General features: G+C 70.1%; 13 protein-coding genes. 10 read left to right on the top strand and 3 right to left on the bottom strand.

Translation table 11 applies throughout. From position 1 onward, the window contains the following. Positions 1-51 precede the first annotated feature (51 nt). The 3 genes from AC07OA_RS23210 to AC07OA_RS23200 all read left to right on the top strand — a co-directional run bounded on the left by AC07OA_RS23210 (position 52) and on the right by AC07OA_RS23200 (position 3,485). Positions 52-876: an SDR family oxidoreductase gene (locus AC07OA_RS23210; protein WP_494666192.1), complete on the top strand. Its 825-nt coding sequence runs from the start codon at positions 52-54 to the stop codon at positions 874-876. A 109-nt stretch (positions 877-985) separates the two neighbouring features. Beyond that, entirely contained in the window at positions 986-2,407 is a 1,422-nt protein-coding gene (locus AC07OA_RS23205) for an MBOAT family O-acyltransferase (protein WP_494666191.1), read from the top strand. 1 nt (position 2,408) lies between these two features. Then, positions 2,409-3,485 (top strand): hypothetical protein, encoded by a 1,077-nt coding sequence (locus tag AC07OA_RS23200; RefSeq protein ID WP_494666190.1) that lies wholly within the window; start codon positions 2,409-2,411, stop codon positions 3,483-3,485. 160 nt (positions 3,486-3,645) lie between these two features. On the opposite strand, the gene aroB is transcribed toward AC07OA_RS23200, so the two are convergent. Continuing rightward, positions 3,646-4,755: a 3-dehydroquinate synthase gene (gene aroB, locus AC07OA_RS23195; protein WP_494666189.1), complete on the bottom strand. Its 1,110-nt coding sequence runs from the start codon at positions 4,753-4,755 to the stop codon at positions 3,646-3,648. Then, the gene (locus AC07OA_RS23190; RefSeq protein WP_494666188.1) at positions 4,752-5,357 is read right to left on the bottom strand and encodes a shikimate kinase; all 606 of its coding nucleotides are present in this window, start codon (positions 5,355-5,357) and stop codon (positions 4,752-4,754) included. Before AC07OA_RS23190 ends, aroB begins: the two co-directional genes overlap by 4 nt. Positions 5,358-5,478: 121 nt before the next feature. Between AC07OA_RS23190 and AC07OA_RS23185 the strand changes: the two genes are divergently transcribed. The 4 genes from AC07OA_RS23185 to AC07OA_RS23170 are packed head-to-tail and all read left to right on the top strand — an operon-like array spanning position 5,479 to position 8,445. Continuing rightward, complete coding sequence (locus AC07OA_RS23185) at positions 5,479-6,936, top strand: hypothetical protein (RefSeq protein ID WP_494666187.1); 1,458 nt, start codon at positions 5,479-5,481, stop codon at positions 6,934-6,936. Then, entirely contained in the window at positions 6,933-7,868 is a 936-nt protein-coding gene (locus AC07OA_RS23180) for a site-specific tyrosine recombinase XerD (protein WP_494666186.1), read from the top strand. Before AC07OA_RS23185 ends, AC07OA_RS23180 begins: the two co-directional genes overlap by 4 nt. Then, complete coding sequence (locus AC07OA_RS23175; protein ID WP_494666185.1) at positions 7,865-8,212, top strand: hypothetical protein; 348 nt, start codon at positions 7,865-7,867, stop codon at positions 8,210-8,212. Before AC07OA_RS23180 ends, AC07OA_RS23175 begins: the two co-directional genes overlap by 4 nt. A gap of 11 nt (positions 8,213-8,223) precedes the next feature. Beyond that, a complete protein-coding gene (locus tag AC07OA_RS23170) occupies positions 8,224-8,445 on the top strand; it encodes an alkylphosphonate utilization protein (protein WP_494666184.1) in 222 nt (73 codons plus the stop codon). A gap of 133 nt (positions 8,446-8,578) precedes the next feature. Here AC07OA_RS23170 and AC07OA_RS23165 read toward each other — a convergent pair whose 3' ends face one another. After that, a complete protein-coding gene (locus AC07OA_RS23165; RefSeq protein WP_494666183.1) occupies positions 8,579-9,040 on the bottom strand; it encodes a VOC family protein in 462 nt (153 codons plus the stop codon). Positions 9,041-9,206: 166 nt separating this feature from the next. On the opposite strand from AC07OA_RS23165, the gene AC07OA_RS23160 reads away from it, so the two are divergent. The 3 genes from AC07OA_RS23160 to AC07OA_RS23150 all read left to right on the top strand — a co-directional run bounded on the left by AC07OA_RS23160 (position 9,207) and on the right by AC07OA_RS23150 (position 12,579). Further along, complete coding sequence (locus AC07OA_RS23160; RefSeq protein ID WP_494666182.1) at positions 9,207-10,346, top strand: aminotransferase class I/II-fold pyridoxal phosphate-dependent enzyme; 1,140 nt, start codon at positions 9,207-9,209, stop codon at positions 10,344-10,346. Between the two features lie 114 nt (positions 10,347-10,460). Next, positions 10,461-11,888: a right-handed parallel beta-helix repeat-containing protein gene (locus AC07OA_RS23155; protein ID WP_494666181.1), complete on the top strand. Its 1,428-nt coding sequence runs from the start codon at positions 10,461-10,463 to the stop codon at positions 11,886-11,888. 91 nt (positions 11,889-11,979) lie between these two features. Then, positions 11,980-12,579 carry a glutathione S-transferase family protein gene (locus AC07OA_RS23150; RefSeq protein WP_494666180.1) on the top strand — a complete coding sequence of 200 codons (600 nt, stop codon included), beginning with the start codon at positions 11,980-11,982 and terminating at the stop codon, positions 12,577-12,579. Positions 12,580-12,619: the final 40 nt, after the last annotated feature.

The raw sequence follows: 12,619 nt of genomic DNA, 5'->3' as shown, positions 1-12,619 counted from the left end.
GAGTAGCTTGGTGAAATCGGAGCCCAATGGGTTCAGGGGAAGGGAAACGTCATGTCCAGGACCTGGTTCGTCACGGGCGCCTCGTCGGGCTTCGGCCGGATCATGACCGAGCGGCTGCTGGCGCGCGGCGACCGCGTGGCCGCCACCCTGCGCCGGACGGGCGCTCTCGATGACCTGAAGGCTCAGCACGGCGAGCGCCTCTGGATCGCGTCGCTGGACGTCGCCGACACCCCCGCCGTGCGCGCCGTGGTCGACCGCGCCTTCGCCGAGCTCGGCCGTATCGAGGTGGTGGTCAACAACGCCGGCTACGGCCTGGCCGGTTCGGTCGAGGAGGTGACCGACGCCCAGATCGACCATCAGTTGGCCGTCAATCTGGTCGGCGCGATCCAGGTGATCCGGGCGGTCATGCCCCACCTGCGCGCCCAGGGCGGCGGGCGCATCCTGCAGGTCTCGTCCCTGGGCGGCCAGGCGACCTTCCCCAATCTCAGCCTCTATCACGCCAGCAAATGGGGCGTGGAAGGCTTCGTGGAGGCCGTGGCCCAGGAAGTCGCCCCTTTCGGCGTGGAATTCACCATCGTCCAGCCCGGCGCGGCCAAGACCGGCTTCGGTGCGGGCCTGGCCGTGGCCGCGCCGATGGCCGCCTATGCCGACACCCCCGCCGGGGCGGTGCGCCGCATGAGCGCGGAGGGCGCGTTCCCCGCGCCCGGCGATCCGGCCAGGATCGTTCAGGCGATGATCGACTCCGTCGACGTCAGTCCAGCCCCCAAGCGCCTGACCCTGGGCAGAGACGCCTACGCCATGGTCCGCGCCGCTTTGGTCGAGCGGCTCGAGATCCTGGACGCCCAGAAAGCCCTGGCCCTGTCGACCGACGCCTGAGACGGCTCAAAAACCGGGCGTATCGGGGTCCGGCCGGCGAAACTTATGGAAAGTGTCATTCGGCGAACGCTGTTTCGCGGTATGGAGCCGACATGCCGGGGGGCAGGCCGTGATCTTCAACTCCATCACCTTCGTCGTCTTCTTCGCGGTGTTCCTGGCGCTGTGGAGCCTGCCGCTGGCCTGGACCGCGCGGCGGGTGATCCTGCTGGTGGCCAGCTATCTGTTCTACGCCAGCTGGAGCCCGCCCTTCGTGGTCCTGCTGTGGATCTCGACCGTGGTCGACTATTTCGCCGCCCGCTGGATCGCAAGCGAGGAACGGCCGGGACCCCGGCGCGTGGCCCTGATCATATCCCTGGCCGCCAATCTGGGCATGCTGGGCTTCTTCAAGTACGGCGGCTTCCTGGAGCAGAACTTCGAGCAGCTGGCCGCCCTGGCGGGGGTGACCTATCACGCCCCCAAGTGGAACATCGTCCTGCCGCTGGGTATCTCGTTCTACACCTTCCAGACCCTGTCCTACACGCTGGACGTCTATCAGCGGCGGATCGCCCCCAGCCGCTCGTTCCTGAACTTCGCCCTGTTCGTGACCTTCTTCCCGCACCTGGTGGCGGGCCCGATCATGCGGCCGCGGGACCTGCTGTCGCAGTTCTCCACCCCCAAGCGGGCGACCCGGCCGATGATGCTGTGGGGCCTGGCCCTGATGACCATGGGGCTGTTCGAGAAGATCGTGCTGGCCGACGGCTTCCTGTCCGGACCGGCCGACAAGGTGTTCGGCGCCAAGGAGGCCCTGCCGTCGCTGGACGCCTGGGCGGGCGTGCTGGCCTTCGCCGGCCAGATCTTCTTCGACTTCTCCGGCTACACCACCACCGCCATCGGGGCGGCCCTGTGCCTGGGCTTCGCCCTGCCGCAGAACTTCAACTCGCCCTACGCCTCGGTGGGCTTTTCGGACTTCTGGCGGCGCTGGCACATCTCGCTGTCCACCTGGCTGCGCGACTACCTCTACATCTCGCTGGGCGGCAACCGGAAGGGCGCCCTGCGCACCCACCTGAACCTGATGATCACCATGCTGCTGGGCGGGCTGTGGCACGGGGCCAACTGGACCTTCGTGGTCTGGGGCGGGCTGCACGGCCTCTATCTCAGCGGCGAGCGGCTGCTGACCGGCGCCTTCGGACGGTTCAGGGTCTTCCACACCGGGGTCTTCAAGCTGCTGGCGGGCCTTTTCACCTTCGCCATGGTCTGCGTGGCCTGGGTGTTCTTCCGCTCGGCCGATTTCGCCCAGGCCGCCCGTCTGCTGGCCTCGATGGCCACGACCCCGGCCGGGGCCAAGCCGCTGCTCTATCTGAACGACCTGATCGCCGTGGCCTTGATCGTGTCGCTGATGCTGGTCAGCCACTGGCGCCTGCGGGCGACCTCGCTGGAGGCGGTGGTGGCCCGCACGCCCGCCCTGGTCCTGGCCGTTGCCTGGAGCGTCATGGGCTTCCTCGTTCTCGCCAGTCAGGGCTCGGACAATGCCTTCATCTACTTCCAGTTCTGACATGCCGGCGCCCCCGCCCATCGACGGCCTGCGCCACGCCGACGAGTTGGAGGAGGCGCACCGCGACGTGCCCGACCGGCCGTGGGGCCGCATCGCCCTGATCGCCCTGGTGCTGACCGCGCTGATGATCGCCGGCTGGGAGGGCTTCTGGCGGACCCGCCAGTTCATGCCCGGCGACGTCAAGGACACCTATGCCGGCTGGTCCGAGCAGCGCCGCCACGCCACGGGCGACGCGGTGGTGCTGATCGGCACCTCGCGCAATCTCTACGACGTCGACCTGGATGTCTTCCAGAAGACCACCGGCGTGCGGCCCGTGCAGCTGTCCCTGGCCGGCACCAGTCCGCGCTTTGTGCTGGCCGACCTGGCGAACGACCCGAAATTCCACGGCCTGGTGATCTCGGACATGGTCACGGGGATGTTCTACACCACCTTCGACGGGCGGGGCGCGGCGGCCGTGCCGTACTATCACAAGGAGACGCCGTCGCAGCGGGCGGGGTTCTTCCTGGCCTATCCCTCGGAATACGCCTTCGGCTACATCGACGACCAGACCCGGCCCAAGGAGATCTGGCGGCGGGTCAGCCTGCCGCTGCGGCCCGGCCAGCGGCCGCCCTTCGTCGATCCCTACAAGCTCGAGACCGCCAAGCCCGACCGCAACACCGAGCTGTGGGGCCGACTGCTGATCGACGAGGAGTATCGCCAGCGCGCCATCGGCATCTGGGCGGTGCTGTTCCGCCCGCCGCCCGGCGCTCCGCCGCCCGACCCGCCCAAGGTGATCGCCGAGGTCGCCGCCAATGTCGCCAAGATCCGCGCTCGGGGCGGCAACGTGGTGTTCGTCATGCACCCGCAGGGCGGCTTCCTGGAGGCCGGCGAGCGCCACGCCTTCCCGCGCGCGGTGTTCTGGGACGGTTTGCTGGCCAAGACCGGGACCAAGGGCGTGCGCTACGACGACTATCCGCAGCTGCAAGGCTTCCGCCTGCCGGAGCTGTCGCACATGCACCCGCGCGACGCCGAGGTCTATACGGCGAGGCTGGCGCCGATGCTGCTGAAGGCGGACGCGGAGACGCGGCCGAAGAAGTAGGGCTGCGGTTTCAAATCCCTCTCCCCTTGCGGGAGAGGGTGGCCTCGCGGAGCGAGGTCGGGTGAGGGGTCTCGCAAGCCTTTCCGGACAGGTCTTTCGACCCCTCATCCGTCGGCTTCGCCGACACCTTCTCCCGCAAGGGGAGAAGGATCGCGCTTTCTCAGACCGCCCCTTCCTCCACCAGGAACACCCGCAGGGCTTCGCGGTCGACGTCCTTGGCGACGAACGCATCGCCGATGGCGCGGACCAGGACGAAGGTCAGGGTCCCGCCCTCGGCCTTCTTGTCCTGGGCGCAGTGGGCGATCAGGGCGTCGGCGGCGAAAGGCTCGGGGCGGATGTCCGACAGCTTGGTGGGCAGGCCGGCGGCCTTGATGGCGGCCTCGGCGCGGACGGCGTCCTGCGCCGAGCACAGCCCCTGGCGGGCCGAGAAGCGGAAGGCCTGCGCCATGCCCAGGCCCACGGCCTCGCCGTGCTTGAGCGCATCGCCGAAGCCCATCTCGGCCTCGACCGCGTGGCCGAAGGTGTGGCCGAGATTGAGCAGGGCCCGGCGGCCGGCCTCCTTTTCGTCCTCGGCGACGATCTGCGCCTTCATCTCCACCGACCGGCCCACGGCGCGGACCAGGGCGGCGGTGTCGCGCTCGAGCACGGCGTGGACGTTGGCCTCCAGCCACTCGAAGAAGGCGAAGTCGCCCAAGAGGCCGTACTTGACGATCTCGGCATAGCCGCAGGCCAGCTCGCGGGCGGGCAGGGTGGCCAGGATGTCGAGGTCGGCCAGCACCAGGCGCGGCTGGTGGAAGGCGCCGATCAGGTTCTTGCCGCGCGGGGTGTCGATGGCGGTCTTTCCGCCCACGGACGAATCCACCTGGGCCAGCAGGGTGGTGGGGATCTGGATGAAGTCGATGCCGCGCTTGTAGATCGCCGCCGCGAAGCCCGTCAGGTCGCCGACCACCCCGCCGCCGAACGCCACCACCATGTCGCCGCGCTCCAGGCCCAGGGCCAGCAGGCGGTCCGACAGCTCGGCCAGGCCCTCGAAGCTCTTGGTCTCCTCGCCGGGCGGCACCAGGATCACGTCGACGGCGACGCCCGCGTGCTCCAGGGCGGCAGCCAGGCGCTCGCCGTGGTGCTCGCCCACGATGGTGTCGGTGACGACGGCCACCCGCTTGCGCTTGAGCAGGGGCGCGATGCGCTCGCCGGCCCGGTCGATCAGGCCGGTCCCGACCACGACGTCGTAGGCGCGGGCGCCCAGGCCCACGGGAATGGTCTGAATCACGGAACTCGACTTTCGGAAGACTGGACGGGCCCCAGGTGAGCCCGCAGGGCGTTGATCACCGCCTCGACCGCCACGCTGTGGGCGGTGTCGCCGGTCTGGACCGTCAGGTGCGCCTCGCCATAGGCGGGGTAGCGCAGGCGGGCGTGCTCGCGCAGCACCTCCATCGGGTCGCGGTTCTTCAGCAGGGGCCGGCCCTCCTTGCGCCCCACGCGGCGGGCCAGGAGCTCCAGGTCGGCCTTCAGCCACACGGCGACGGCCTTGGACTTGATCAGGGCGCGGGTCTCGGGATTGACGAAGGCCCCGCCGCCGGTGGCCAGCACGTGGGGCGGATCGTCCAGCAGCCGGGCGATCACCCGCCGCTCGCCGTCGCGGAAGGCCGGCTCGCCCATCTCGGCGAAGATCTCGGGAATGGTGCGGCCGGCGGCGGCCTCGACCTCGTGGTCCGCGTCGCGGAACGGCAGCTCCAGCGCGGCGGCCAGGCGGCGGCCGACGCTGGACTTGCCCACCCCCATCAGCCCGACCAGCACGATGGTCCTGTGACGCAGGGCGGCCCTGGCGTCGGAGCCCTTGTCAGGGGGAGAGGGGATCGTATCGTCGGTCATGGCCTGCTCGCGGTTTACACGACCGTGAGGCCCGCCGCCAAGGTTTGGACCAACCCGGCGTCCAAGCTCGTTCAAAGGGCGAAAAGTTTCGCCAACCCCTGACCTGCGGCATAGTTGAACCATGGCCCTTTCCAAGCGACTCACGACCGGCTCGACCTTCGTCCTGGCCGCCCTGCTTTCCGCCTCCGTCGCGGCGCCCGCCTTCGCCCAGGTGCAGGTGCAGGCCCTGGCGCCGCCGGACCTGTTCTCGACCCCGGCGGGCGACACCGGCCTCTCCGGCGATCTGTGGAAGGACCTCTCGCCGGGCATCGCCCGCGACGTGCTGCCCAAGCTCGCCGCCAAGCCGCTGTCGCCCGCCTCGGCCGGCCTGGCGCGGCGGGTGTTGGCCACCGGCGCCAACGCCCCAGCCGGGGTGGGCGACGATCCGGACCTGGGCGCGGCCCGGGCCACGGCCCTGATCGCCCTGGGCGACGCGGCCGGCGCCGACGCGATCCTGGACCGCGCCCCCGGCGTGGCGGCCAGCTCGTCCCTGTCGATGGCGGCGGCCGAGGCGGCCTTGATCGTCGGCGCCGACGACAAGGCCTGCAGGATCGGCGACGCCCTGAGCGTGGATCGCGGCGGCGCCTACTGGCTGCGGCTGCGGACCTTCTGCCAGGTGCTGGCCGATCAGCACGACGCGGCTCAATTGACCCTGACCCTGGCCCTGCAGCAGACCAAGGACGCCGACTACGCCCGGCTGGCGGGCGCGGCGGTGTCGGGCACGCCGACGGGCGCGGCCAATCTGAAGAACGGGATCAACTACGCTCTGTCGCGCAAGCTGGCGCTGGACGTGCGGACGCCCGCCGCCCTCGCCACCGCCTCGCCGGCCATCAAGGCGGCGCTGAAGCCGGCCGACCCGACCCCCTTGGCGGGCGCCGACCTGACGGCCGAGCAGGCCTCCGCCGTCGCCGCCCTGCGCGCGGCCAAGGGTCTGGCGGCCTTCACCGAAGCGGCCAAGGCCGCTCTGCCCACCATCGCCGCCGTGGCCCGGGCCGACGCGCCGCTGGAGGATCCCGTCCTGCTGGCCCGCGCCGCCCTGGCGGCCGGCGATCCGGCCACCGCCCAGACCATCCGGGGCAAGCTGACCGGCGACGCCATTCCCAACGCCACCGGCCAGGACCTGGCCCTGCTGGACGCCGCCCTGGCCGCCGCCGAGGGCAAGAAGGACGCCCAGGTGCTGGACGGCCTGATCGAGCGCGGCGCCCAGGGTGGCGCCAAGTCCCCGGCCCAGCCGGCCGCTATCATCCTGGCCGCCCTGGGCGGCGCCATGGGGCCGGACGCCCGCGCCCAGTTCGCCGCCTTCGATCCCGGCAAGCCCGCCGCCGCCGCTCCGCGCCTGACGGTGCTGGACGACGCGGCCGCCGCCGGCCGCAAGGGCGAGGCGGCGCTGCTGGCGCTGTCGGTGGCCGCCGAGACAGGCGCCGCCGGTCCGGGTCCCGTCGACCGCGCCCGCCTGGTCCGCGCCCTGCTGCAGGCGGGGCTGGACGCCGACGCCCGCGCCCTGGCCGTGGAGGGCCTGCTGGCGCTGCAGGTGAAATGAGCGCCCCCTCTTCCGGCAAGGCTTCAGGCTGGATCGACGCCTTCCTCGAGATGATGGCCGTCGAGCGCGCGGCCGCCCGCAACACCCTGACCGCCTATGAGAAGGACCTGGCCGACGCGCGCCTGTTCCTGGCCGCGCGCGGCGACCTGGACGGGGCGGGCGCCGAGGCGGTCGAGGCCTATTTCGCCGATCTGGGCGCGCGGGGGCTTTCGCCGGCCACGGCCGCGCGGCGGCGCTCGGCCCTGCGCCAGTTCTACCGCTTCGTGCTGGGCGAGGGCTGGCGGGCCGACGATCCCTCGCGCCGGGTCGAGGCCCCCAAGGCCGGGAGACCCCTGCCCAAGGTGCTGTCGCGCGACGCGGTCGAGCGGCTGATCGCGGCGGCGGCGGCCAAGGACGGCCGCCAGGGCCTGCGCCTGGCCTGCATGATCGAGCTGCTCTACGCCTCGGGCCTGCGCATCTCCGAACTGCTGAACCTGCCCCTGGCGGCCTTGGCCCGCGACCCGGCCTTTCTGATGGTCAAGGGCAAGGGCGGCAAGGAGCGGCTGGCCCCGCTGAACGACGCCGCCCGCGCGGCGGTGAAGGCCTATTTGGAGGCAAGGTCGCAATTTCTGCCAAAAGGCGTTAAAGAGAGCCCCTGGCTGTTTCCCTCGCGCGGCAAGGGCGGGCGGCTGACCGCGCGGCGGGTCGCCCAGTTGCTGGAAGAGGCGGCCCTGGCGGCCGGCATCGACCGCGAGACGGTCAGCCCCCACGTGCTGCGCCACGCCTTCGCCACCCACCTGCTGGAAGGCGGCGCCGACCTGCGGGTGATCCAGACGCTGCTCGGCCACGCCGACATCGCCACCACCCAGATCTACACCCATGTCGCGGGCGACCACCTGGCCCAGGTGGTCAAGTCCAAGCACCCGCTCGCTAAAAAGGAACACGACGCATGATCGGAGCCCTGCTGCTGCCGCTGATCTTCGCGGGGCCCATATGGATCTGGCGCTGGCGATCCGGCCACGCGCTGGGCTTGGCCCAGAGCGACGCACGGTGGTGGCGGGCCTTCGCCGAATACTGCATCGGCTATGTCCTGGCGCTGATGGTGTTCATCGTCCTGAACGGCGTTCCCGCGACGCGAGGGCTCCTGGCCGGCGGCCTGCTGGGCCGGATGGGCTATTTCTACCTGTTCCTGGCCGGTCCCCTGGGCGTGCCCGCCCTGATCTTCGCGGTGCTGGAAATCCGTCGGCGAATCCTGGCCGGGCAGGCTAAGGCTTCGCCCGTGACCCCCAAGGCCTGATGGAGACGGCGATGTCCGACGAAACCCGAGACAGCAACGGCACGATCCTGGCCGACGGCGACAACGTCACCCTGATCAAGGACCTCAAGGTCAAGGGCTCGGGCGGGGTGACGCTCAAGCGCGGGACCCTGGTCAAGAAGATCCGCCTGACCGGCGATCCCGACGAGATCGAGGCCAATGTCGAAAAGGTGCGCGGCCTGGTGCTGCGGACGGAGTTCGTGAAGAAGGCTTGAGGTTCCGCTCATCCCGGCGAATGCCGGGACCCAGATCCCAAAGCGGTGTGGATGATTGGAAGAGCTCAGCGTTCTTGGCGTCAGCCTCAAAGCCATTCCATCTGGGTCCCGGCATTCGCCGGGATGAGCGGAATTATGCGGTTCCCTCGAACGCCGCCCGCAGCTTGTCGATGTCCAGCTTCACCATCTGCATCATGGCCGCGAACATCCGGCCCACCGCTTCCTTGTCCGGGCTCCCCGACAGCTCCAGGAATTCCTGCGGCACGATCTGCCAGGACAGGCCGTACTTGTCCTTCAGCCAGCCGCACTGGCTGGCCTGGCCGCCGTCGGCGATCAGGGCGTCCCAATAGCGGTCCACCTCCGCGCCGTCGGCGCAGTGGACGACGAACGACACCGCCTCGGTGAACTGGAAGTGCGGCCCGCCGTTCAGGGCCGTATAGGGCTGGCCTTCCAGCTCGAAGCCCACGGTCATCACCGTGCCGCCCGGCCCGGGCGAGGTCGAGGTGATCCTCGAATTTGGGAACAGCGAGACGTAGAACTCGGCGGCTTCCTGCGCCTGGGTGTCGAACCACAGGAATGGGGTGATCTTGGGCATGGGACGTTCTCCAGGGGCCGGTTGGCGGCTTTTCAGCACCTAGGACGATCAAGGCACGCCTGATCCGACATGGCCTGGGGATTCTTGCCCCGAGGATTTTGGCCCTGGGGATTTCTTGTAAGCCGCCCCCGTTGCCGCACCGGCCCGGTCGCTCTAGTTACGCTGCATGTCCGCCTCCGAGATCGAACCCTTCCACGCCATCGCCATCAGCCGTCTGGCTCACCAGATGAAGGCGCGGGGCCAGTCGATCATCCACATGGAGTTCGGCCAGCCCTCGACCGGCGCGCCTCGGGCGGCCATCGCCACGGCCCACCACGTGCTGGACACCGACGGCATGGGCTATTGGGAAAGCCCGGGCCTGAAGGCCGCCATCGCCAGGCGCTACGCCGAGCTCGACGGGGTGGAGGTCGATCCCGAGCGGATCATCCTGACCTGCGGCGCCTCGCCGGCCCTGGTGCTGGCCCTGGCGTCGAACTTCCAGCCGGGCGAGCGCGTGGCCCTGGCCCGGCCCGGCTACGTGGCCTATCGCAATACGCTGAAGGCCCTGAACCTGGTCCCGGTCGAGATCGCCTGCGGGGCGCAGAGCCGCTTCCAGCTGACCGCCGCCCACCTGGCCGCCCTGGAGCCCGCCCCCGCGGGGGTGATCATCGCCAGCCCCGCCAATCCCACCGGCACCATCATCCCCGCCGCCGAGCTGGAAGCCATCGCGCGGGTCTGCCGTGAGCGCGGAATCCGCATCGTCTCCGACGAGATCTATCACGGCCTCAGCTACGGCGAGCCGGCCCGCTCGATGCTGGCGTTCGAACCCGACGCCCTGATCGTCAACAGCTTCTCCAAGTACTTCAGCATGGCCGCATGGCGGCTGGGCTGGGCGGTCGTGCCGCAGGACCAGATTCCGCGCGCCCGGGCCTTCATGGGCAACCTGTTCCTGACCCCGCCGTCGCTGAGCCAGCACGCGGGCCTGGTCGCCATGGACTGCCTGGACGAGTTGGAAGGCCACCTGGACGTCTACCGCGCCAACCGCGCCCTGCTGCTGGACGCCCTGCCGGCCCTGGGCCTGGCCTCGATCGCCCCGCCGGACGGGGCCTTCTACATCTACGCCGACATCGGCCATCTCACGCAGGACAGCCTGGCCTTCTGCGAGGCCCTGCTGCGCGACACGGGCGTGGCCACCGCCCCGGGCGTCGACTTCGACCCGGTGGATGGCCGGCGCTTCATCCGCTTCAGCTTCGCGGTCTCGACCGCCGAGGTGGAAGAGGCCCTGCGCCGGATCAGGCCCTGGTTCGCGGCGCGGACGGCGGCCTAAACCAGCAGCCAAACTGGCGGCATGAGTCAGCGACCGGGCCTGTCGTAGCCCGGCTCCACAGTGGAGATCCCGAAGCCCATTAGGCCCGGGATTTTCATTTTTGGAGCCATTTTCATGACCACCTATTTTACCCCCGAAACCTACGGCGCGGTCGGCGACGGCGTCGCCGACGACACGACCGCCTGGCAGAACACCCTCAACGCCCTGCCGGCCCACGGCGGGACTATCCTGGCCGCCGGCATCTACAAGGTGGGCCAGCTGAACGTCACCACCCCGGTCAAGCTGGAGTTCCAGGGCGGCGTGGCCGGCGTCTCGGCCCGCCTGATGGCCCGTGACGCCACCGGCCCGGTGCTGAACGTCACGGCCCAGGGCTTCAACGCCCAGGGCCTGGTGATCGGCAGCGCCGCGCCGCGCACTTCCGGCGCCTATGTGCGGCTGGAGAACGCGCCGTTCTTCTCGATCAGCGACTTCGATTTCCGCGCGCCCTATGTGGGCGTCGAGGCGATCAATTCCTCGATCGGCCGCATCGTCCACGGCAGCATCCGCAACGCCACCAAGAGCAGCGTCTCGGCGGGCTCGGCCGGCGTCGTGATCGGCGGCAACGCCCAGGGCTTCACCGTCGCGGTCGTCATCGACGACGTGGTGATGGACACCGACCTGGCGCCGTCGCCGACCCAGGTGGGCGACATGCCGTCCTACGGGATCAAGATCACCCAGAGCGACGCGGTGATCATCGCCAACTGCGACATCATCCGCGCCGGCAAGGACCTGGCCTTGGTCCCCGCCAACGAACAGACGGTGGCCAACACCTACATCCACCACACCTTCTTCGACACGGCCGAATACGGGATCTATGTCGATCCGGCCGCTACCGGCCACGTGTCGCGGACCTGGCTGACCAACGTCTGGACCTCGTCGCACCTGCAGTACGGCGTGCTGCTGGCCGGGGCGGGGGCCATCGAAGGCTTCCACACCCTTCGCCACCAGGCCGAGCTCAACACCCACGACGGCATCCTGGTCGGCGCCACGGCGACCGACACCTGGATCGACTACGGCAGCTTCGCCCAGAACGGCGGGTCGGGGGTGTCGGTCGCGCCGAACACCCAGCGGTTCAAGATCCGGGGCAACCGGATGGGCCCGCACGACTACTTCACGGGCAACCTGTACGGCGTCTATGTCGGCGCGGGCTGCGGCGACTACGAGATCCGTGACAACGACCTGACGGGCAACACCACCACCGGCCTCAGCGACAATGCGCTGGCGCCCACCGGCTATGTCACCCGCAACCTCGGCTACGCCACCCGGGCCGCCGGCTCGACCAACGTGCCGTCCGGCGCCACCTCGGTGACGGTCAATCACGGCCTGGCCTCGGCGCCGCCCATCGAGCGGCTGTCGGTCACGCCGGTGTCGGGCTGGACCACCGCGTCCTCGTTCTGGATCGACAGCGCCTCGATCACGGCCACCCAGTTCGTCATCCGCGTGAACGCCGCGCCTAGCTCGGCGATGTACTTCGCCTGGCAGGCCACGACCGAGAAGGACTAGATCGGCCGGCCCCGGCGTCCGAAAGGGCGCCGGGGCTCTTCCGCGACGGGACCGGCTCCCTCATCATGCGCCGACCAAAGCGGGGACCAAGATGCGACTGATCGGGATGCTGGATTCGCCCTATGTGCGGCGCGTGGCCGTTTCGGCGCGGCTGCTGGGGCTGGCGTTCGCGCACGAGCCGGTGTCGGTGTTTCGCCACTACGACGCCTTCGCGGCGGTCAATCCGGTGGTCAAGGCGCCGACCCTGGTCACCGACGAGGGCGTGGTGCTGATGGACTCCACCCTGATCATCGAGCACTTGGAGCGCCTGGCCGGACGGGGTCTGGGCCTGACCGACCTGGCCGATCACGCCCGCGCCCAGCGCATCCTGGGCCTGGCCCTGGCGGCCAGCGAGAAGACCGTCTCCCTGGTCTACGAATTCAACCTGCGACCCGAGGACAAGCATCACGGTCCGTGGATCGAGCGGGTGCGCGGCCAGCTGGCCCACGCCTGGCGGCTGCTGGAGGCCGAGGTCGCCGATCCGCCCGCCGGGTTCGAGGGCTCGCAAGCCTGGCTGACCTGCGCGGTGGTCTGGACCTTCGCGGTGCGCACCCTGCCGGGCTCGGTCGATCCGGCGGAGCATCCGAACCTGGCGGCCCTGGCGCAGGCGGCGGAGGCCACGCCGGCCTTCCTGGAGACGCCCTTCGACTGACGCCTCCACGCGGGTTTGCTTGATCGCGCCGAGTTCTTGC

It is taken from the genome of Caulobacter sp. GW821-FHT09B08, assembly GCF_059418225.1.
This window is presented reverse-complemented; position numbering and strand designations above follow the sequence as displayed.

Excerpts from the sequence above, each read along its gene's own strand:
- AC07OA_RS23180 (WP_494666186.1), top strand. The coding sequence starts at position 6,933 with ATGAGCGCCCCCTCTTCCGGCAAGGCTTCAGGCTGGATCGACGCCTTC.
- AC07OA_RS23185 (WP_494666187.1), top strand. The coding sequence starts at position 5,479 with ATGGCCCTTTCCAAGCGACTCACGACCGGCTCGACCTTCGTCCTGGCC.
- AC07OA_RS23170 (WP_494666184.1), top strand. The coding sequence starts at position 8,224 with ATGTCCGACGAAACCCGAGACAGCAACGGCACGATCCTGGCCGACGGC.
- AC07OA_RS23150 (WP_494666180.1), top strand. The coding sequence starts at position 11,980 with ATGCGACTGATCGGGATGCTGGATTCGCCCTATGTGCGGCGCGTGGCC.
- AC07OA_RS23165 (WP_494666183.1), bottom strand. The coding sequence starts at position 9,040 with ATGCCCAAGATCACCCCATTCCTGTGGTTCGACACCCAGGCGCAGGAA.
- AC07OA_RS23210 (WP_494666192.1), top strand. The coding sequence starts at position 52 with ATGTCCAGGACCTGGTTCGTCACGGGCGCCTCGTCGGGCTTCGGCCGG.
- AC07OA_RS23200 (WP_494666190.1), top strand. The coding sequence starts at position 2,409 with ATGCCGGCGCCCCCGCCCATCGACGGCCTGCGCCACGCCGACGAGTTG.
- AC07OA_RS23190 (WP_494666188.1), bottom strand. The coding sequence starts at position 5,357 with ATGACCGACGATACGATCCCCTCTCCCCCTGACAAGGGCTCCGACGCC.
- AC07OA_RS23175 (WP_494666185.1), top strand. The coding sequence starts at position 7,865 with ATGATCGGAGCCCTGCTGCTGCCGCTGATCTTCGCGGGGCCCATATGG.
- AC07OA_RS23155 (WP_494666181.1), top strand. The coding sequence starts at position 10,461 with ATGACCACCTATTTTACCCCCGAAACCTACGGCGCGGTCGGCGACGGC.
- AC07OA_RS23160 (WP_494666182.1), top strand. The coding sequence starts at position 9,207 with ATGTCCGCCTCCGAGATCGAACCCTTCCACGCCATCGCCATCAGCCGT.